The sequence below is a fragment of the Xenorhabdus budapestensis genome (assembly GCF_002632465.1).
GTDB classification, from domain to species: domain Bacteria; phylum Pseudomonadota; class Gammaproteobacteria; order Enterobacterales; family Enterobacteriaceae; genus Xenorhabdus; species Xenorhabdus budapestensis.
The window spans coordinates 240,666-261,303 of sequence record NZ_NIBS01000001.1 but is presented as its reverse complement, the minus strand read 5'-3'; the positions used below and the strand labels follow the sequence as shown (position 1 = coordinate 261,303).

The window sequence follows — 20,638 nt, the reverse complement described above, 5'->3', positions numbered from 1 at the left end:
GTCAATTGAAAAGAGTTAAGTTCGTTACTTCTCATCATGGTGAATCACATAGTCCATCGTTCAGGATCTTGCTTGGTTACTGCCAAAATCCTTAGCACAACCCACATAAAAGTCGTTCATCAGTGTAGGAAAGCTATGAAAAAATCTTCACCTTAGGTTACCAAACCAGCAGTGTCCTGCATAGAAAACTCTAAGCAATTGGAATGTAATCCTTCACTAAGATTCATTATAGATATCTACAAGCTTTGAAGTTGTGAGATATAGCACAAACTATTGAATTTACAGTGGCTTAAATGCATTTAGCCCCCTTGGCAATATTTAAAAAACTATATATATACCAATCGTCATTGAAGATGCTTGATTTTTCCTTTGTATCAGATCATGATCGCGCCCATGAAAATTACCCTGACCGATGCCCAAAAAGAAACGCTCGAATTGATGCATGATACGACGCGTGATGGGCGAGTACGTGACCGCATTAAGGCCGTTCTATTGGCTTCGGAAGGTTGGACTGCGCAGATGATTGCTCAAGCCTTACGTATCCATGAAAGTACGGTCAGTCGCCATCTCAAGGATTATTTTTCAGAAGAAAAACTTGCCCCTGAAAACGGCGGCTCTGACAGCCATTTATCGGCCGAACAAACGGGGGAGTTGATTGAACATCTCACTCAGAATTTGATGCGCACAACGGCACAAATTACGGCTTATGTTTGGGCACGTTGGCAGATAACTTTTACCCTTGCAGGCATGACGAAATGGTTGCACCGTCAGGGATTCAGCTATAAAAAACCCCTGGGAACCCCCCATAAATTCGATGCGGATAAACAGCAGCAATTTATCCATGCTTACAACACCCTAAAAGCAGATTTCGGTCAGAGTGAGCCGATTCTTTTTATTGATGCGGTGCATCCCACGCAATCGACAAAATTAAGCTACGGTTGGATGAAAGCCGGAAAAGAGCATGTCAAAGTCGTTGAAACCACAGGCAGCCGTACTCGTCTTAACATCGTGGGTGCCCTGAATTTACAACGGATTGAAGACACCGTGATCCGTGAATATCCGGCTATCAATGCCCGCAATATTGTCCTGTTTTTCGGCGAAATTCGGAAAACTTACCCCCGAACACAAAAAATCCATATTATTCTGGATAGAGCGGGTTATCACCGCGCTGAACTGGTCAAAGATTTCGCGGAAGTGCTTAATATAGAACTCCATTATCTGCCACCTTATAGTCCTAATCTCAATCCGATAGAGCGATTATGGAAGTACATGAATGAGCAGGTACGCAATAATGTTTATTTTCCGGACGCTACCACATTCCGTAAAACACTCCTGCATTTCTTTCATGTCATACTGCCCCAAAAAGCAAAAGAACTCGCCACCCGTTTGACGGATAATTTCCAGACTTTAAAACCAGCATCTTCAAGTTAATTACGTATATCACAACTAATAATCAATTACGAAAACAATTTAAACAATTGATTTTAATGAAAAAAATCACTAGTGTAATTTTAAAGAAGCAAAAAATTTAATACTAAGTCATTTTTAATTTGTAAATTTAGTTTTCATGGTGTACTAAACATGATGGAGAATACTTAACTTTGTTACTTGAATGGAGAAGAGGAATATCTATGCCTTATTTAATCAACAAGGAAATCTACAAAAAGAAGTCTGATATCATAACCAAAGCCCAAAATATAATTTTGGTCACAAATGTCGACGATGAAATTAATGGTGAAAATTATGATTTTATCTTAGACCTGCTCAAAAACCATGACGAATGGGAACATAAAACTTCAAATGGTTTCCTGGGCATTACAGTCGGTAAATCAATACACGGTACAACATGTTTCTATATCAAAACAAATAATGGGATTGAAGATATATCCTTGCATTACGCAGTTAAATGCTTAAAGAAGACCCAATAATTTTTTATATATAGCGGATTGCAAACCCAAACTATTTTTTATTTCAGGTCATACATAATATTATTAATATAGTTACCTCCCACCTTAGAAAGATGATGTTTAATTTGCAAGCATCCATACTGGACAACAGCAATACTTAGGAGCCATAATAATTGGTAACTCACTTACAAAAATCCAAAGAAAAATCAATGTGATAAGGCAAAGGAAAGATGGAAATTCAAGAATTCATAGCAAAGTATCGAAATCATCCAGTGCTCTTCATTGGAACTGGGTTTAGCTTGCGATACCTGTCAAACTCCGTTGATTGGAATGGTTTACTCTCACATATATGTTTCGAACTCACTAATGATAAAGAAACATATCTTGATATTAAATCAAAATGTCAAATCAATGGTGAATATAAATATGATAAAATTGCCAGTGATATAGAAAGAAAATTCAATGAAACTTTATCTAAAGACAGAAACGGAAAGTTTAAAGAAATAAACGATATTTTCTACAGTGAAATGGACAAAGGAATCAACTTAAGTAGATTTAAAATATATATTACTCAGCTATTATCAACTGTAGAATTAAAAGAAGAGAAAAGCGAAGAGATAGCCGAACTCATTAAGATGAGAAAAAATATCGGGTCAATCATCACAACGAACTATGATTCATTAATTGAACAACTCTTCGAATTTGACCCACTAATAGGTAATAGCATACTTTTAAGTAATCCTTATGGTTCTGTCTATAAAATACATGGTTGTGTGTCAGCCCCTTCTGAACTAACGATTACAGAAGAAGATTATGACTATTTCGATAACAAATATGAACTAATTAGAGCACAATTACTCTCACTATTCATTCATAACCCTGTTATCTTTATTGGGTACAGCATAAGTGACAGAAACATACAGCAAATTTTAAAGACTATTTTTTCCTATGTACCTACTAACTCAGATATAGCCAATAAAATTAGAAGTAATTTTTTACTTGTGGAATATGAAAAAGATTCACGATCTACTACCATATCTGAACATGATATATACATAGGGAATGCTACCACTATAAGAATAAATAAAATCAAGACTGACGATTACGCTTCGATATATAAAAGTTTATCAGATTTAATCTTACCAGTTTCAGCAATGGATATTAGAAAAGTTCAAAAAGTCTGGACTGAAATAAAAAGCGGAGGGGAAATAGAAGTAAAAATCACAGAAGATTTGGACCAGTTAAAAAATGGACAAATGGTATTAGCCGTAGGATCTCATAAACGAGTCAAGTATGAGTTCCAAACCAAGCCTGAGATGATGCAAGATTATTTCAAGATTGTAGAGGAAGCAAATAAGCAATTAATTATATTGTTAAATAAACAGAAAATACAAAGTTCCCAGTTCTTTCCAATCTTCGCATTCAGCGAAATCTGTCCTGAACTCGATAATGTAGAAATTTATAAGAAGCAACAAATAAGCAAACTGGAAGATCATTTCGCAAGAACAAAATCCAGTAACTGCAAAAATGAGCATGACACAATAACAAATATATTATGCGATCATAATATCTCAACATCCAGAAAAGATGATTGTATATTTAATAGCTACTACGAAAACCGCATAAATTCGGATGAAATGAAAACATATTTAATTAGTTATTGCGATAAAAACAACACCTCTTACAGAAGGCTCTTATGCTTATATGATTACCGAAATTACTCGCTGTAAATAAAATTAAATAGATCTTAATATGCTATAAGGATTAAATAATGTTAAAAAAACACTCAGTTGGTAATTTTTTATTTTCGATATCAATTATGACTATTTTCTGCCTCCTATACTTTTCTGGCTCTTATTACAAGTGGGCATTAAACTTATTAGTTTTCATTCTCCCTGTAACGGCAGGACTAATAACATTTTTTTATCTTCACAAACGTTATCACGAGGTATTAAAAAAGTTTTTCGAATCACTAATTGCTTTTTTTTCTCTTTGTGGCTACGGATATTATCTCTATATGATAACAAATGTAGATTCAAAATTAACTTTTACCCAAGTTTTTTCAAGTCTTCTTGGATATTTGTTCCTGACATTAATCACCTCGTCAGGAGTGATAAAGTGTTCAATAAGCATTAAAGAATTCTTTCAAGAAAAGCACAAATTACATGGTGAAAACAATAATACTCAAAATGATCTCACATCCAAAATCAGCATAAATGATAACAACACTTTTATATCCATAAGGGCTTCTAATAGCAATGACATCTATGCTTCGGTACAAAAGGAAAATAAAATTGTGGTATCTCTGAAAAACAAATAAATTATTTTTTATGGTGGCCTTTGTTTATATGACAAATATCAGGTAATATCCAATAAAACAATGGTAAGAAGAAAGCATCTGTCAGTGAAGCGCCTTGTATGGCCATAACTACAGATGCTCCTGAAATCACAACAAAAGAAGCTAACACCCCCATAGAAGCGCTTATCCAGGATAACCGTGCTGGTCAGGACGAATACACTAATGTTTCTGTAAACCAGCTTCACTTAGAAGCTGGTGCTGGTGCTAAAGAAGCGTATACAACCGAAGCGTTAAAAGAAGCACCCGACCGAAGCTACGTTACGACTGCGTTTAGATGGTTGGAAACCATCCCCTACCTCAATGCCATCATTACCATGTTGAAAAACCTAAAAATCCCAACCCTGAAACGTCCTCAAAAACACAAAACCATCACCAACAATGTAAGGCTGGCAAGCCTTTTTTGATAGATACATCTCAATAAACTGATCGTTTATACCGATCGATAAACTAGTGTTGATAGCTGTAATCTATTGTTATTTCTTAATCGATCGGTACAAGTAATTTGCGTTTCCGGCAAAGCCAGTCAAAATATACTTCGACTACACTCTCTATAACAGACTGATTTATCTAGTCTATTCAATTATTCCTTCAATGCAGGCTTTGATATGAGCGAACCCATCCTGTTTGTAACTCCTGATTTCTTCATACGTCGAATATGACCTTCATCTTTAAAAAAGGAATCTGTATGAGCATTTTCACTATGAGGCTGTTTTGGCTTGCGGTATCTCTTCCTGCTCTTATCGCCCTGTTCGCTGGAAAAAGTGGATTAATCCTTACTGGCGTAGTCTGGTTTCCAGTCAGTGCCCTACTTCTTATCTGGGCATTTTTAACCTACAGACGCGATAATAAAGAAAAATCTGAACTGGCAAAAAACAGTTATCTTAGCCCTCAGAAAAAAGAAATCACTACGCCTAAATTTGAGTTCCAGAGTAAAACCTATACTTTCAAAGAAACTTTTTCAGGCACCGTTATCGATGTTTGTGATGGTCATATCTGGGTCAAAAATGCCGATGGAGTAGAAAAACGTTTTAAGATCCGCGATGTACATTTCAGAAAAGGTCATCACATCAGAAGGTACGCACTTGTTCAGTATATTAAGGATGGTGCATATCGAACAATTAATAACGCCCTTATCATTAATGACAGTACCAACAATCGAGAAATTTCTGATTTTTCGGAGGATGTGTTCACACCATCTTATTTTACACCTGTTAACATTATTCGAACATTGTATACACCTGATAGTAATTCTTTCCCCTCTAACCATTCTAAATAAAACACATTAACATCATTTGTAAAGACTTTAGTAAAAAATAAGTATATTATTTAGGTGAATATTTACTTTTTTCAAAAAGCACTAAAGCCTTTTACCTTATATTTATATCAAACAGGCATCCCTGTCTTATGATAGATAATAGTTCTTGCCAGAGCTTCTACTTCATCTCTTGACTGAATGATCTTGAACCAAAAATCAAAAACAGAAATCTGTTCAAGCATATCCATCTCATTAATTTCATCCAACACATCTTGCATTTCGGCAACAAAGAAATAACTTAACCATTCAATATATTTCTTTTTCTCTTCCGTTAGTTCAATTTCTTCAACATAGTCCATATTGAAGACATCCTCAAAAATACCATCAGTAATGATACCTTCATAATTTTCAAATTCTGCAAAGTCATTAATATTCATTTTATCTCTCCCATTCAGGCAACATTTTTTCTTGTCGTTTCAATAACAGACTGAATCCAGTCCTCAACTTCACTCTCCACAAAGGCGACAGCACGGAGTCCAATCTTCACTGGCTGAGGAAAACGCCCATCACTGATGAGACGATAGATCCACGCTTTACAAAAACCAGTTTTCTTCATGACTTCAGGTAAACGAATAAGACGAGTTTGATGTTCCATATGTATACCCTCTGTTATTTCAATAGGGTCACAATACACATGATTTTCAAATGAATGAAGCGGGATTCCGATCAGCAGAGCCATCCTTGGCTCAAAATTATGAGTCTATGGAGATTCATATCACTCAGAGTCTGAGAGTTTCATAACGTCTGAAACTCTCATTTCTTTAACATACTGATTTTTATTGATAAAAAAGTTAAATTGCCTTAGGAAATCAATTTCTACAGTTTTCATTGCGAAAGGTCGATCCGCATCTCTAATATGAGATCCTTGGCGAATCGCCTTATCATCATCTTCATCCGTGTATAGCAGTCGAGATAATCTATCGTCTGACAGAAGTACTTTTTTTCTTTCTGACCATGCAAGCAAATCAAGCATGGGGATAATTCGATAGCCAATTAATTTCTTTATTGCCCCATAACCAAATCTGACTGCATCAAGTGGTGCAGGTTTAACGCCCTTTACTTTTCGCCATTGTGGTAATGATACTCGCAGGGCCTCTGCTATCTCATCATCGCTTCCACCCGCAAGATCGATTTCTAACATAATCGTAGTAGGAAACTGTTCAGGAATTTTTTCGGATATGTATTCATTCTCAATAGCGGAATCAATTTTATATTGTTCTGTATTTGCTCTTATGAATAAAGCCTTTTTCATACAAGCAAAACTGATATTTGCTATTCGATCTACGGTAGTAATAAAAAAGTATGGCGGTTGATATAATTGATTTTCTGCGTCCATATAATTTAAGTCTTTCTCTTTGATAAGAAAAGGATCACCATCCAATACCTGCATGTAATTTTTCAATACCGTTTTCTGCATTCCTTCTTCTACTACTGGTTTGAAGAAATATGTTCTTGCCCATATTTCATGGTAAAGCATATTAATAGAAATGTTTTCAAACTCTCGATATCTGTCCAAATCAAACCACGTTTTCACTGCTTTGGTGTCTTCTGATATCCAACTATTCATCTTTACCCAAGATTTCATTAATGCCACTCCGTTGTAAAAAGTTTTACTTCGTAATAGCACATAAATCGCAAATAAAAAAATGGCGTCTCAATTTGTTATTGAATACGCCATTATATTAATAAAAATCAGTTAGTTATCAAAATCAAAAGGTGAAATTCTTCTCTCAGTTGTTTCATCCAGATAATCAGCCCACCATTGCAACATCAATCTACGCTCGTCCAAATGCTCAGCTTTATGAATGTATGCGGCACGAACCGAGTTTCGCTCCTGATGACTCATCTGCCTCTCAACAGCATCTCTCGACCACTTCCCCGACTCGATTAAAGCACTACATGCCATCGCACGAAAACCATGTCCACATACTTCAACTTTAGTGTCATAACCCATCGACCTTAAAGCCTTATTTACCGTGTTTTCGCTCATAGGCTTTCTAAAATCATGATCGCCAATAAACACGAGTTCATGGTCACCGCTGATCTCTTTAATTTCAGTCAACACAGCCAATGCCTGACAACTCAAAGGAACAAGATGTGGAGTTCGCATTTTCGAACCACGGTGCGAATGCTTCACTCCGGGTAATGGTTCTCGTTCTGCTGGAATAGTCCACATGGCATTCTCGAAATCGATCTCTGACCAACGAGCAAACCTGAGTTCACTGGAACGGATAAAAATGAGCAATGTCAGCTTCACAGCTAACTTAGTAAGTTTCCTACCTTTGAAGCTCTCGATGCGCTCTAAAAGCTCTGAGAACCTATCAAATGGTAAGGCTGGTCTATGCACCCGCTTTGCTGTCGCAATACCTCCTGCCATTTCTTGGGCGGGGTTGTAATCTATCAGCCCATTCTGGACAGCATAACGCATCACCGCCGTTGTTCTTTGCTGTAGGCGGGAAGCAACCTCTAATCGCCCAGAAGCTGCAACAGCCTTGATAGGAACAAGAAGTTCTCTTGTAGTAAGCTCGGATATTTTCCTTTTACCAATCGCAGTAAAGAGACCATCTTCCATGCTTTTTAGAACTCTCTCGCTATGGGAATCTGACCATTTCCTTTTACAGGCAGTATGCCAGTCCCTTGCAACAGCTTCGAATGTCAGGGCTTCGCTTTGCTCGATCTTGTCTGCTTTTTTCTTCTCAGAAGGGTCGATACCATTAGATACCAACTTTTTGGCCTCATCTCGCTTCCTGCGGGCTTCACCAAGAGAGACCATTGGATAAACACCCAATGCTAAAACTTTCTGTTTGCCCCCGAAACGGTATTGGAATCGCCAATATTTTGAACCATTGGGATTGATCAGCAGGTGCATACCCTGCCCATCTGTGAGTTTGAAGGGTTTGTCGGAGGGCTTGGTAGTCCTAACTTTGATATCGGTGAGAGCCATCAGTTGATACCTCCTGTGTTGGTACCAAAATCAATCGAACCGGGAATACCATCAGTTATACCATCATCGGTTGGTATATGTTCAAGGAATTGAGTAGACGTGAACAGACTAAGCTGAGTCAGAAACCAACTTAACTTACTGTTTTTATGGACTAAAGTAGACGTTAGTAGACTTGAAAAAAGCTTTGTATGGTGCCGAAGGCCGGACTCGAACCGGCACACCCGAAGGCGGTTGATTTTGAATCAACTGCGTCTACCGATTTCGCCACTTCGGCACTGAAGGGTTCGGAAAACGAGAGTCATTATACTTGTCAGAAGACCATGCGCAACACTTATCCTTCCAATTTTGTTCAAGTGCCGAAAAAAAAAGCAGATCTACCTGTTTTTCCACAAAAAAGCTCAAATCTCAGCATTCATTCATTCTATCTAACATCAATCAACCCGTTATAACGCCTTATCACCAATAGACAACCCATAAACACCTTATATAATTCAAAGCAAAACACTGTCTTGAGGTAAATAACTATGACTCTTATCAATTGGATCTTCGCTGGCATTCTGTTGGGTTTCATTATCGGTGCCGTTATTGCGATATTTAAGAAGAACAAATAACGGTTTTGTCCCCCCACTTAATTACGTTCCCTGATTGGTTAATCCAAAAATGAACAAACGGCTCTATAAACTTTGTATAGTTTCCGCTCTTTCATTGGCGCTTTCAGCTTGCGCTACCTCTGGTCATTCACATCAGAGCAAAACTCAGCGCTCAAGTATACAGCCCACAAGATGGGAAGTGTTTGACGGCAATGCCTCCAGCCGAAAACTAACTTCAGCGCTGGTTGAACAGTATGCCCAGTCAATCTTTAATGAAGGTAATCCGTTAGGTATGGCAATGGTGGTCATCGATAATAATCAGGTCATGCATCGCAGTTTTGGAGAAACTTACCCAGGGAGTGGTATTAAGCCAAGTCAGAATTCTTTAATTCGTATCGCTTCTATCACCAAATTGATGACTAGTGAGGTGATGATCAAGCTGGCAGAGAAAAAACGGATTAGGATCACCGACCCATTGCAGAAATATTCTTATTATGGCGTGCATGTACCACACTTTAGCGCAAATCAACCAATTCGGCTGTATCATCTGGCAAGTCATACCAGCGGGCTACCACGAGAACAACCCGGTGGAAAGTGGGGACGCCCGGTGTTTATCTGGCCGACACAATCCAATCGTTGGACTTGGCTGAAATCCGCTGAGATAAATGCCGTTCCTGGTACAACAGCTTCTTATTCCAATCTGGCCTACGATTTATTGGCAGATGCGCTTTCCAAGGCGACAGGAGAGCCTTACCCCCGTCTTCTGCGAGAAGAAATCACCCATCCTTATAAGATGAAAGATACAACCCTGACGCCTACCCAAACTCAATGTGCCCGATTGATGGAAGGGATCAAATCCAGTCCCTGTATCAGTACTATTTCCGCAGCAGGTAGTGGAGGAGTTTATTCTACCCCCGCCGATATGCAGCGTTGGATGCAGCAGTTTTTATCTTCTCACAATCAGTTGAGGAAGCAGACAGCCAGCCGTGAACAGGGTATCTACTTTAAACGCGCCGATCTGATATCAATCAAAGGAATGGATGTGGCAGGCCAAGCCGATGGTATCGGGCTTGGTTGGGTTTATATAAATAGCAAAAAAGATATTCCGGGTATCTATCAGAAAACTGGCGGCGGCGGCGGGTTCAATACTTATATGGCGATGATCCCTGAACAGAATATCGGGGTATTTGTGGTAATGACTCGCAAAGAACACAGTAAGTTCCATCGTGTTACTAAGGGCGTGAATGAGCTGGTCACTGCGCTGGCACAGAATCATAATCAGAATTCAGACGCAAAGTTGTTAGAGTTGGTAAAAAAATAATTAATAAAAAAAACAACAGCCTGAGTTTTACTGTTCAAAAACTCAGGCTATATCTGACAGAGATTAACGGAAATCATTTATATTTCTGCTGGATTTTCCATTGCAAAAAAATATCCGAGAAGCAAGGATGTCCTTCAATTCAACGGGATCACAGGTCTCAAATGTGTATTCAAATTCATTCACTGAGTTCCAAAAAGCGGTCTTTAAACGAGTTGTTTCACTATATGCGCTTTTAGACCCAAATAGAAACTCGTACATATCGTCAATATCATAATCAGATGCTAATACCCTTTTTGGTTCTCCATCCCTGTTGTTAGACATAGAAGCATTCCAGTCTAATCGTGATATGTCTTCGAAAGCCCGGATTCTTTTATCATAATCAGTGACCATCACCTCAATCTCTCCCTCATAAGCCTCCACGATAATCCGGTCAGGGTTAGGTAGTAATCGGGAAAACCTACCTGCAAAAGAGTCACTATACCAACCCCTATTATCTGCCGAATAGCAGAATAATAAACGGATATGACGATATCTAAAAATATCATTTTCAAGGTATCTATTTAAAATTAATATTAATTTTTCTGGTTCAATAAAATTTAAAGATCTATCTAGCGTTCTAAGTCCTTCCCTTAATGTGCCATGGCCCGATATAGTCAAGCGCCGCTCATTAGGTGCGTTATAAGGTACATCTTCAAAAAGATGGAATCCTTCCGGGAAAAATTTAAGGTATTTCATGAAAAAAACCTCACATTAGCGACTCAACAACAATCAAGAACTGTTTTTTCAGAAAGATACAGTGAGTATTTGCATGTTAATGACACTCACCAGATTCCAAGTTTCAGTGAGTCAGGATAGATAAAACAAAATAGAAACAGACAATGATTAGATGGTAAATAAATTAAAGGCATGAATACCATCATCAGAAAGTAGCTATGTTTTATAATAAACAAATAGTAACTCAAGTAAACTAAATTTTACCCAAAATATGTATTTCCATCGTACAAAAGCTCAAAACAAATCGCCTCCACCGTTGAAAGCAGAGGCGATAAGAGAATTCATTTGTATATAAGATAGTTGCTGTTATTTTCGGTACAGAAGTAAATAAATACTCACTGCAAAGAATAGCAAACTTGGCAACAGTGCTCCCAATACTGGTGGCATGCTATAAACCAGACTGAGTGGGCCGAATATCTCATTGAGAACATAAAAGATAAAGCCAGTGCTTATCCCCACTACAACTCTTAATCCCATAGGAACACTACGCAATGGGCCAAAGATAAAGGAGAGTGCCATCAGCATCATGACCGCAACGGATAACGGAGCAAAGATCTTTTTCCACATATTGAGTTCGTAGCGCCCGGCATCCTGCTGACCCTGTTTCAGGTAGGTAATATATTGATGCAGACCACGAATAGAGAGTGCAGCAGGCTCAAGAGCAACAACCCCCAGTTTTTCTGGTGTCAGCCAACTTTTCCAATCAGCAGAGATACGCTGCGAACCAGTGATCCGACCGAACTGACTTAAATCAGACTCTTCAACTTGAGACAGCTTCCACTGCTTGTTGTCCTGATCATACACAGCAGAAGCCGCATATCTCACTGATAACAGTTTTCTTTTTTCATCAACATGATAGATACTGATACCATTCAGGGAATTATCTTTACCCACATTCTGAATATAGATAAAGTCCTGACCATCTTTTGTCCAAATCCCTTTAGCAGTGGATACTAAAGAACCATCATACATCTTGTGGGAACGGAAGTTACGGGCAATTTGTTCACCTTGTGGAGCCACCCATTCACCGATAACCATCGTCAGTAGAACCAATGGGATCGCGGTTTTCATTACCGAACCAGCCACTTGCAAGCGGGTAAAACCAGAAGCCTGCATAACCACCAGCTCACTGCGGGTTGCCAGTGCTCCCAACCCCAGAAGTGCGCCGAGCAATGCTGCCATCGGGAAGAAAGTCTGGATATCTTTGGGAACACTCAGCAGCGTATAAAGGCCGGCAGAAAGAGCGGTATATTCTCCCTGACCGACTTTACGAAGCTGCTCAACAAATTTGATGATGCCGGACAATGACACCAGAGTAAACAGTGTCATCAGAATGGTTTGCAGGATAGTCCGCCCGATATATCTATCTAATACACCAAACATCAGGCTGCTCCTTGGATCTTAAAGCGTGAACGTAGCTTACGCACCGGGATGGTATCCCATACGTTGAGCACCAGTGCCAAAGCAAAATACACGCCGTTTACCAGCCACATCCAAAACAGGGGGTTAAGTTTGCCCTTGCCACCATTAGAATGGAGGGAACTTTGCAACAGGAAGAAAATCAGATAGAGCAACATGGCCGGCAACATACTGAGCACTCGTCCCTGGCGCGGATTGACTGCACTGAGCGGAACAACCATCAGCGCCATAATCAAGACAGAAACAATCAGGGTTAAACGCCAGTGGAATTCTGAGCGAGAATCCAGATCGTTGCCATGCCACAGCTCATCCATTGATTTTTGTTCAACTTTGCCGCTGTCAATTTCCGGGCTTTGGTGCCCTATGACTGCCCGATAGTTTTGAAATTCTGTGATACGGAAATCACGCAACAATGCAGTACCTTCGTAACGGGTTCCTTCATGAAGTACCGCTACCTGATTGCCATTCGGTAACTCTTCCATATGCCCACCATCAGCGATAACCACAGAAGGCCGCTGGTTATGCACCGGTCTCAGTTGAGTAAGGAATACATTCTCAAAATTATTTCCTTTGACGTTACCAATATACAACACCATGTTGCCATCTCTGGAAGGTTTGAACTGCCCTTCCATTATCGCTGCAAGGCTTGGGTTTGCTTTCGCATCTGCCACCACCTGTGCCTGATATTTGGATGACCATGGTGTGAACCAGATAACATTGGCCGCTGCCAGCATTGTAGTAAGCAGAGCCAGAATGAGAGCAGATTTCACCAACACACCTTTACCTAAACCACAGGCATGCATCACAGTGATTTCACTTTCCGTATAGAGTTTGCTAAATGTCATTAATACCCCAAGAAACAAACTCAGGGGTAAAATTAGCTGCGCCATCTCCGGCACACCTAAGCCTAACAAAGATAAAACTAAATTTGCGGGAATATTACCTTCTACTGCCGCACCTAATACCTCAACTAATTTCTGACAGAAAAAGATCAGTAATAAGATGAAAAGTATCGCGATTTGACTTTTCAGGGTTTCCCGTACCAGATATCTAATGATGATCACGCTTATTACGCCTGTGAAAACTTGTCTTTTTGCAGGAAAGTCGCTAACTTCGTCGTATATCTACCATTTATATGAATCAGTTTGGCTTCCCCATTGCTAAAATGATACCAAAGCATTCCATATATTCGTTCTCAATTAGAGCACAGTTATCGTTAGCTAAGTATCTAAAATTAATATGCTCAGCTTAACATAATAGAGAACTTTATTTGGGATGATTTAACGCGGAACGTGGTATTTTAGCGATTGTATCTGTCTTTGTCTTTAAGATTCAGGAGAACGCATGGAGTTTAGTGTAAAAAGCGGTAGCCCGGAAAAACAACGCAGTGCGTGTATTATTGTCGGCGTATTTGAACCTCGCCGTCTGTCCCCTATCGCAGAGCAACTTGACAAAATAAGTAACGGTTATATTAGTGCCTTACTGCGCCGCGGTGAACTTGAAGGCAAAGTGGGCCAAACCCTATTACTGCATCACGTTCCTAACGTGCTGTCTGAACGAATTCTGTTGGTTGGATGCGGAAAAGAACGTGATCTGGACGAGCGCCAGTATAAGCAAATTATCCAGAAAACGATCAGCACCCTTAATGAAACAGGGTCAATGGAAGCGGTCTGTTTCTTGACAGAATTACACGTCAAAGGGCGCAATAACTATTGGAAAGTACGTCAGGCTGTCGAAACAGCAAAAGAATCTCTGTATGTTTTCGATCAGCTTAAAAGCAGCAAAAATGAACTGCGTCGCCCTTTACGCAAGATGGTCTTCAATGTGCCGACCCGCCGTGAATTAACCAGCGGTGAACGCGCTATTCAGCACGGTCTTGCTATTGTATCCGGTATTAAGGCGACAAAAGATCTGGTCAATATGCCACCCAATATCTGTAATGCTGCGTACCTTGCATCACAGGCACGCCAGCTTGCTGACAGTGCTGACAATCTGATCACCAAAGTAATTGGTGAAGAACAGATGAAAGAGTTAGGCATGAATGCCTATCTGGCCGTGGGGCAAGGTTCACAGAACGAATCTCTGATGTCAGTGATCGAATATAAAGGCAGCAAAGATCCCAATGCGAAACCTATTGTGTTAGTGGGTAAAGGGCTGACTTTTGATTCCGGCGGTATTTCTCTCAAACCCGCCGAAGGCATGGAAGAGATGAAATTCGACATGGGAGGTGCCGCTTCTGTTTATGGTGCCATGCGCGTTGTCGCAGAGCTACAATTACCTATTAACGTTATCGGGGTATTGGCAGGGTGCGAAAACATGCCCGGTGGTCATGCTTATCGTCCCAGTGATATTTTGACCACTATGTCCGGCCAGACTGTTGAAGTGACAAATACGGATGCGGAAGGTCGTCTGGTGTTGTGTGATGTGCTGACATATGTTGAACGTTTCGAGCCAGAACTGGTTATTGATGTTGCCACTCTGACAGGCGCTTGCATGGTTGCGCTGGGAAGCCACTACACGGGCTTGATGTCCAACCATAACCCGCTTGCACATGAGCTACTGAACGCATCAGAACAAGCGGGAGATCGTGCATGGCGTCTGCCACTGGGTGACGAATATTCTGAGCAATTGGAATCCAATTTTGCGGATATGGTCAACTCGTGCGGACGTCTTGGCGGCGCAATCACTGCCGGTGCTTTCCTGTCCCGGTTTACAGCTAAATACAACTGGGCACATCTGGATATCGCCGGTACAGCATGGCGTTCAGGCAAGGCAAAAGGGGCAACGGGTCGCCCGGTTGCACTGTTGTCACAATTCCTGTTAAATCGTGCAGGTCTGAATGCAGATGATTAATACCCAGACTAGCCATTTTTTGCTTAAAGGCTAACGTAAAAGGTATTGAAAAAGTCAACGGGATTGAGGGTATTGCAATAGCAATACCCTTTTCCGTCACTTTGTCCATCATTTTTTCTGTAACTCGTTTTCTATAATCATGAGACATTGTCAGTAAAAGAATTTATGAAAAACGCCACTTTCTATTTATTGGAAAAGCTGTTGTTGGAAAAACCGTTACAGGAAGAATCATCGTCTTTTGATGAATTGCAGCCGCATGAATGGCTGGCATGTCAGTTGGCTGCCGATCAATGGCGTGCAGGGAAGCGGGTTCTGATTGCTTGTGAAAGCCAGCAACAGGCCGAAAAACTGGATGAAGCACTATGGCAACGAAAGCCAGGTCAATTTGTGCCACATAACCTTGCAGGAGAAGGCCCTCGTTATGGTGCCCCTGTGGAACTGTGCTGGCCGCAAAAAAGAGGCAACGCTCCCCGTGATATTCTGGTAACACTGCTTCCTCATTTTGTAGACTTTGCCACGGCTTTCCATGAAGTGATAGACTTCGTCCCTATTGATGAAAATCTGAAACAGTTAGCGCGCGAACGATATAAATCCTATCGTAGCGTCGGCTTTAATTTGACCATGGCAACCCCGCCAACTTATTAAATATCAAGATACAATGGAAAAGACACCCGCTACTAAAACGCAATCTGAGCCATCTCTCGATAAAACATACAATCCGACAGAGATAGAGCAACCTCTTTATAACCACTGGGAAAAGAGCGGTTATTTCAAGCCGAATGGCGATACCAGCCGTGAAAGTTTCTGCATCGTCATTCCGCCACCAAATGTGACCGGAAGTCTGCATATGGGGCACGCATTTCAGCAGACGATCATGGATACTATGGTGCGCTATCAACGCATGCAGGGTAAAAACACGCTATGGCAAGTCGGTACTGACCACGCAGGCATCGCAACGCAAATGGTTGTCGAGCGCAAGATCGCGGCAGAAGAAAACAAAACTCGCCACGATTACGGCCGCGATGCCTTTATTGACAAGATTTGGCAGTGGAAAGCGGAATCAGGTGGTACTATCACCAATCAGATGCGCCGCCTGGGTAACTCTGTGGATTGGGAGCGTGAACGCTTCACTATGGATGAGGGTTTGTCAAAAGCCGTTAAAGAAGCCTTTGTTCGCCTGTATCAAGAAGATCTGATTTACCGTGGCAAACGTCTGGTTAACTGGGATCCTAAACTGCGTACCGCGATTTCTGATCTGGAAGTCGAAAACCGCGAAGTTAAAGGCTCTATGTGGCATCTGCGTTATCCATTGGCTGACGGTGCCAAAACTGCCGAAGGCAAAGATTACCTGATTGTTGCCACTACCCGCCCGGAAACCATGCTAGGGGATACCGGCGTTGCTGTTAACCCGGAAGATCCTCGTTATAAAGATCTGATTGGAAAAGAGATCATTCTGCCACTGGTCAACCGTCGTATTCCTATCGTGGGAGATGAACATGCAGATATGGAAAAAGGCACTGGCTGTGTGAAAATCACTCCGGCTCACGATTTCAATGACTATGAAGTCGGTAAACGCCACAACCTGCCAATGATCAACATTCTGACCTTCGATGGCGATATCCGCGAAGCCGCAGAAGTTTTCAACACTAATGGTGAAGTTTCTGATAGTTACTCGACCGAAATCCCTATTAAATACCGTGGCATGGAACGCTTTGCTGCCCGTAAGGCGATTGTCGCTGAATTTGAAAAACTGGGCCTGCTGGTAGAAATCAAACCTCATGATCTGACCGTACCTTACGGTGACCGTGGCGGTGTGGTTATCGAGCCAATGCTAACTGACCAATGGTATGTCCGCACAGCGCCACTGGCAAAAGTGGCGATTGAAGCGGTTGAAAACGGTGATATCCAGTTCGTACCAAAACAGTACGAAAACATGTACTACTCCTGGATGCGTGATATTCAAGATTGGTGTATTTCCCGTCAATTGTGGTGGGGTCACCGTATTCCGGCATGGTATGACGCACAAGGCAATGTTTATGTTGGACGCGATGAAGAAGAAGTTCGCTGCGAAAACAATCTGGGTGCAGATATTGCACTGACTCAGGACGAAGACGTACTGGATACCTGGTTCTCCTCTGGCCTGTGGACATTCTCTACCCTCGGCTGGCCTGAGCAAACTGAAGCCCTGAAAACCTTCCATCCAACGAATGTGCTGGTCAGTGGTTTTGACATCATCTTCTTCTGGATTGCCCGCATGATCATGATGACTATGCACTTCATCAAAGATGAAAACGGCAAACCACAAGTACCATTCAAAACTGTCTATATGACCGGTCTGATCCGCGATGAAGAAGGCCAGAAGATGTCAAAATCCAAAGGGAATGTTATCGACCCATTGGATATGATTGACGGTATCTCGCTGGAAACTCTGCTGGAAAAACGTACCGGCAATATGATGCAGCCACAAATGGCAGAGAAAATCCGCAAGCGTACCGAAAAACAGTTCCCGGAAGGCATTGAAACCCACGGCACTGACGCTCTGCGTTTCACTCTGGCAGCACTGGCTTCTACTGGTCGTGATATCAACTGGGATATGAAACGCCTGCAAGGTTATCGCAATTTCTGTAACAAGCTATGGAACGCCAGCCGTTTCGTACTGATGAACACCGAAGGACAGGATTGCGGCCAGAACGGTGGTGAAATGTCATTGTCACTGGCAGACCGTTGGATTTTGGCAGAGTTCAACCAGACAGTAAAAGCCTATCGCGAAGCATTGGATACTTACCGTTTCGATATCGCCGCCAATATTCTTTACGAATTCACATGGAACCAATTCTGTGACTGGTATCTGGAATTGTCAAAACCAGCTATCAACAAAGGCGCTGAAACAGAAGTTCGCGCTGCACGTCATACTCTGACCGAAGTATTGGAAGGTTTGCTGCGTCTGGCACATCCAATCATTCCATTCATCACCGAAACTATCTGGCAACGTGTGAAAGTGGTTAAAGGTATTGATGCGGATACCATCATGCTGCAACCTTTCCCTGAATTTGATCAAGCGAAAGTCAATGAACTGGCACTGAACGATCTGGAGTGGATCAAGGAAGCGATCATTGCAGTACGTAACATTCGTGCAGAAATGAACATCGTACCAAGCAAGCCGCTGGAAGTTCTGCTGCGTGATGCAAATGCTGATGCGCAACGTCGTGTAGCTGAAAACCTTAACTTTATTCAGGCAATGGGCCGTCTCTCTTCTGTTACCGTATTGGCGGCAGGAGAAGAAGCGCCTGTTTCTGTAACCAAACTGATCAACGGTGCAGAAATACTGATCCCAATGGCGGGTTTGATAGATAAAGACGCAGAACTGGCTCGTCTGGATAAAGAAATCGAGAAGCTGGATAAAGAAATCAACAGTATCGAAGTCAAACTGGCTAACGAAGGTTTTGTCAGCCGAGCACCAGAAGCCGTTGTTGCCAAAGAGCGTGAGCGTCTGGCAACGGACAATGCTGCTAAAGAAAAATTATTGGCGCAAAAAGAGACTATTGCTGCCCTGTAATATTTTTCACTTATATTAAGATTAAGCCACCGCATTTTTTGCGGTGGCTTTTATTTTTAACTTACAATAAATAAATAACTTATTATTTGTTTGTAAAAGTTCACACTTAAGCCTTCTATAATAAATAGACATTCATGATATCATCCTATGTTCTTGCCCTGATATGCGGAATAACAGTTTTATCTTTGTATCTTAAAATATAAACTATTTTAATTTGTGATATCTTCTTATAAAAGAAGAATCATTTGATCTATATTTTAAATGGTTAATAAAATAAAAGGGTTTAATAAACGGGAATTAAAACAGCATTCAAGGGAGTTAAAATTAAAACACATCATATAACTTCATATTATATAGACTATTTGGACATAAAAGCTGATCATGTATTATATTTGATAATAAATTTCATTATCAGGAAGGCACAATGAAAATTGTAAGTAAAGTATTATTAGCAAGTATTCTCCAATTAAGCGTTACCCATTTAGCCTATGCAAAATCTACCTTTGATAATATTCAATCCACAGGTGTATTCAGAATCGCAACGGAAGGGGCTTATGCTCCGTTCAGTTATCATGATGCTTCTGGAAAACTAACTGGATTTGATGTGGAAATCGGTCGTGAAATTGCTCAGCGTATGCAAGTTAAACCTGAATTTATTGAAGGTAAATGGGATGGACTAATCGCTGGCCTTGATGCTGGACGCTCAGATGCAGTTATGAACCAAATTGCGATTACACCTGAACGCGAGAAAAAATATATATTCTCTCTGCCTTATGTCATTTCTGAAGCCGTGCTAATTACCCGGACAGATAACAACACAATTAAAACATTCAGTGACTTGAAAGATCGGACTTCTGCCCATACTCTGACCAATAACTTCGCCCAAATTGCCCGCAAACATGGCGCCGAAATTATCGGTACAAATGGTTTCAATCAAGAGGTGGAACTTGTCAGTACAGGTCGTGCTGATGCCACCATCAATGACAAACTTTCCTATCTCGACTACAAAAAACATCGACCAGAAGCACCAGTAAAAATAGTGGCAGCCGATACCAACGCAGCGCAAACCGCCGTACTCCTGCGCAAGAACGACACTGCATTAAAAGCCGCAGTTGATAAAGCCATTACTGAGATCAATGCTGACGGTACTTATCAACGTATTTGGGACAAATATTTTGGTGAGGAAATAACAAAATAAATCAAAGCCGCTTCTCAAGGGCTGTCTGTCTTCACCAAAACTAACATCCAATTGCCAGTGGAGTTTCGTTTCAATGTGCCAATGGCTGCGTATTGCACAAGCGATAAACTCTGCCGCCCGACGTGGATCACTGAGGATGGATGACGATATCGCTAACCAGCTACAACTGACGCAGCTCTATACGTCCATGATCGCCGTCCACACTTCGATAATTGGTATGGGAAACATCTGTAAAAACGTTCGCCAACTGGGTATCCCAAAACAATTTAATATGGAGCCTTCAATATCCAGCATTGCCAACAGTTTTGGGAGCACAGTAATCTCGTTCGATCGGAGTTTATCACTCCACCGATTCAAAGGTGGAGTGAAGTTAAACACTATTATAAAAAGCTGGCATTTAAA

16 protein-coding genes, 1 tRNA gene and 1 pseudogene are annotated in these 20,638 nt (G+C 41.0%); 10 read left to right on the top strand and 8 right to left on the bottom strand.

Annotated elements, in window-relative coordinates; translation table 11 throughout:
• Window positions 1-393: 393 nt before the first annotated feature.
• From Xbud_RS01300 to Xbud_RS01275, 5 genes and pseudogenes are all read left to right on the top strand, one after another.
• Window positions 394-1,431 carry an IS630 family transposase gene (locus tag Xbud_RS01300; protein ID WP_145956608.1) on the top strand — a complete coding sequence of 346 codons (1,038 nt, stop codon included), beginning with the start codon at window positions 394-396 and terminating at the stop codon, window positions 1,429-1,431.
• A gap of 170 nt (window positions 1,432-1,601) precedes the next feature.
• Entirely contained in the window at window positions 1,602-1,928 is a 327-nt protein-coding gene (locus Xbud_RS01295) for a DUF3223 domain-containing protein (protein ID WP_145956607.1), read from the top strand.
• Between the two features lie 209 nt (window positions 1,929-2,137).
• The gene (locus Xbud_RS01290) at window positions 2,138-3,637 is read left to right on the top strand and encodes an SIR2 family protein (RefSeq protein ID WP_099134361.1); all 1,500 of its coding nucleotides are present in this window, start codon (window positions 2,138-2,140) and stop codon (window positions 3,635-3,637) included.
• Between the two features lie 661 nt (window positions 3,638-4,298).
• A pseudogene (locus tag Xbud_RS01280) lies at window positions 4,299-4,643 on the top strand (relaxase/mobilization nuclease domain-containing protein); the annotation flags it as partial.
• Between the two features lie 308 nt (window positions 4,644-4,951).
• Window positions 4,952-5,542, top strand: a complete 591-nt coding sequence (locus Xbud_RS01275; protein ID WP_099134359.1) for a hypothetical protein — start codon at window positions 4,952-4,954, stop codon at window positions 5,540-5,542.
• 107 nt (window positions 5,543-5,649) lie between these two features.
• Here Xbud_RS01275 and Xbud_RS01270 read toward each other — a convergent pair whose 3' ends face one another.
• The 5 genes from Xbud_RS01270 to Xbud_RS01250 form a co-directional block, all read right to left on the bottom strand.
• On the bottom strand, window positions 5,650-5,958 hold the full coding sequence (locus Xbud_RS01270) for a hypothetical protein (RefSeq protein ID WP_099134358.1): 309 nt from the start codon (window positions 5,956-5,958) through the stop codon (window positions 5,650-5,652).
• A gap of 14 nt (window positions 5,959-5,972) precedes the next feature.
• Window positions 5,973-6,176, bottom strand: coding sequence for a helix-turn-helix transcriptional regulator (locus Xbud_RS01265; protein ID WP_099134604.1), 204 nt, complete (start codon window positions 6,174-6,176; stop codon window positions 5,973-5,975).
• Between the two features lie 120 nt (window positions 6,177-6,296).
• Window positions 6,297-7,166 carry a DUF6387 family protein gene (locus Xbud_RS01260; RefSeq protein ID WP_099134357.1) on the bottom strand — a complete coding sequence of 290 codons (870 nt, stop codon included), beginning with the start codon at window positions 7,164-7,166 and terminating at the stop codon, window positions 6,297-6,299.
• Between the two features lie 111 nt (window positions 7,167-7,277).
• A complete protein-coding gene (locus Xbud_RS01255) occupies window positions 7,278-8,525 on the bottom strand; it encodes a tyrosine-type recombinase/integrase (protein ID WP_099134356.1) in 1,248 nt (415 codons plus the stop codon).
• Window positions 8,526-8,714: 189 nt separating this feature from the next.
• A tRNA-Leu gene (locus Xbud_RS01250) sits at window positions 8,715-8,799 on the bottom strand.
• 386 nt (window positions 8,800-9,185) lie between these two features.
• Between Xbud_RS01250 and ampH the strand changes: the two genes are divergently transcribed.
• Window positions 9,186-10,436: a D-alanyl-D-alanine-carboxypeptidase/endopeptidase AmpH gene (ampH, locus tag Xbud_RS01245; RefSeq protein ID WP_099134355.1), complete on the top strand. Its 1,251-nt coding sequence runs from the start codon at window positions 9,186-9,188 to the stop codon at window positions 10,434-10,436.
• Window positions 10,437-10,499: 63 nt separating this feature from the next.
• Here the strand turns inward: ampH and Xbud_RS01240 are convergent, their stop codons facing one another.
• From Xbud_RS01240 to lptF, 3 genes are all read right to left on the bottom strand, one after another.
• Window positions 10,500-11,171: a hypothetical protein gene (locus Xbud_RS01240; protein ID WP_099134354.1), complete on the bottom strand. Its 672-nt coding sequence runs from the start codon at window positions 11,169-11,171 to the stop codon at window positions 10,500-10,502.
• Window positions 11,172-11,516: 345 nt separating this feature from the next.
• Window positions 11,517-12,593 (bottom strand): LPS export ABC transporter permease LptG, encoded by a 1,077-nt coding sequence (lptG, locus tag Xbud_RS01235; protein WP_099134353.1) that lies wholly within the window; start codon window positions 12,591-12,593, stop codon window positions 11,517-11,519.
• A complete protein-coding gene (lptF, locus tag Xbud_RS01230; protein WP_099134352.1) occupies window positions 12,593-13,693 on the bottom strand; it encodes an LPS export ABC transporter permease LptF in 1,101 nt (366 codons plus the stop codon). The genes lptG and lptF overlap by 1 nt, the downstream gene beginning before the upstream one ends.
• Window positions 13,694-13,973: 280 nt before the next feature.
• Between lptF and pepA the strand changes: the two genes are divergently transcribed.
• The 4 genes from pepA (at window position 13,974) to Xbud_RS01210 (ending at window position 20,236) form a co-directional block, all read left to right on the top strand.
• A complete protein-coding gene (gene pepA, locus Xbud_RS01225) occupies window positions 13,974-15,482 on the top strand; it encodes a leucyl aminopeptidase (protein WP_099134351.1) in 1,509 nt (502 codons plus the stop codon).
• Between the two features lie 165 nt (window positions 15,483-15,647).
• The gene (locus Xbud_RS01220; RefSeq protein ID WP_099134350.1) at window positions 15,648-16,127 is read left to right on the top strand and encodes a DNA polymerase III subunit chi; all 480 of its coding nucleotides are present in this window, start codon (window positions 15,648-15,650) and stop codon (window positions 16,125-16,127) included.
• A 13-nt stretch (window positions 16,128-16,140) separates the two neighbouring features.
• Complete coding sequence (locus tag Xbud_RS01215) at window positions 16,141-19,038, top strand: valine--tRNA ligase (RefSeq protein WP_099134349.1); 2,898 nt, start codon at window positions 16,141-16,143, stop codon at window positions 19,036-19,038.
• A 424-nt stretch (window positions 19,039-19,462) separates the two neighbouring features.
• Complete coding sequence (locus tag Xbud_RS01210; RefSeq protein ID WP_099134348.1) at window positions 19,463-20,236, top strand: amino acid ABC transporter substrate-binding protein; 774 nt, start codon at window positions 19,463-19,465, stop codon at window positions 20,234-20,236.
• Window positions 20,237-20,638 lie beyond the last annotated feature (402 nt).

Bases quoted from the DNA above. Each gene is read 5' to 3' on its own strand.
- Xbud_RS01300 (WP_145956608.1), top strand. From the start codon at position 394: ATGAAAATTACCCTGACCGATGCCCAAAAAGAAACGCTCGAATTGATG.
- Xbud_RS01260 (WP_099134357.1), bottom strand. From the start codon at position 7,166: ATGAAATCTTGGGTAAAGATGAATAGTTGGATATCAGAAGACACCAAA.
- Xbud_RS01255 (WP_099134356.1), bottom strand. From the start codon at position 8,525: ATGGCTCTCACCGATATCAAAGTTAGGACTACCAAGCCCTCCGACAAA.
- Xbud_RS01265 (WP_099134604.1), bottom strand. From the start codon at position 6,176: ATGGAACATCAAACTCGTCTTATTCGTTTACCTGAAGTCATGAAGAAA.
- Xbud_RS01275 (WP_099134359.1), top strand. From the start codon at position 4,952: ATGAGCATTTTCACTATGAGGCTGTTTTGGCTTGCGGTATCTCTTCCT.
- Xbud_RS01215 (WP_099134349.1), top strand. From the start codon at position 16,141: ATGGAAAAGACACCCGCTACTAAAACGCAATCTGAGCCATCTCTCGAT.
- ampH (WP_099134355.1), top strand. From the start codon at position 9,186: ATGAACAAACGGCTCTATAAACTTTGTATAGTTTCCGCTCTTTCATTG.
- lptG (WP_099134353.1), bottom strand. From the start codon at position 12,593: ATGTTTGGTGTATTAGATAGATATATCGGGCGGACTATCCTGCAAACC.
- Xbud_RS01210 (WP_099134348.1), top strand. From the start codon at position 19,463: ATGAAAATTGTAAGTAAAGTATTATTAGCAAGTATTCTCCAATTAAGC.
- Xbud_RS01240 (WP_099134354.1), bottom strand. From the start codon at position 11,171: ATGAAATACCTTAAATTTTTCCCGGAAGGATTCCATCTTTTTGAAGAT.
- Xbud_RS01220 (WP_099134350.1), top strand. From the start codon at position 15,648: ATGAAAAACGCCACTTTCTATTTATTGGAAAAGCTGTTGTTGGAAAAA.
- pepA (WP_099134351.1), top strand. From the start codon at position 13,974: ATGGAGTTTAGTGTAAAAAGCGGTAGCCCGGAAAAACAACGCAGTGCG.
- Xbud_RS01270 (WP_099134358.1), bottom strand. From the start codon at position 5,958: ATGAATATTAATGACTTTGCAGAATTTGAAAATTATGAAGGTATCATT.
- Xbud_RS01290 (WP_099134361.1), top strand. From the start codon at position 2,138: ATGGAAATTCAAGAATTCATAGCAAAGTATCGAAATCATCCAGTGCTC.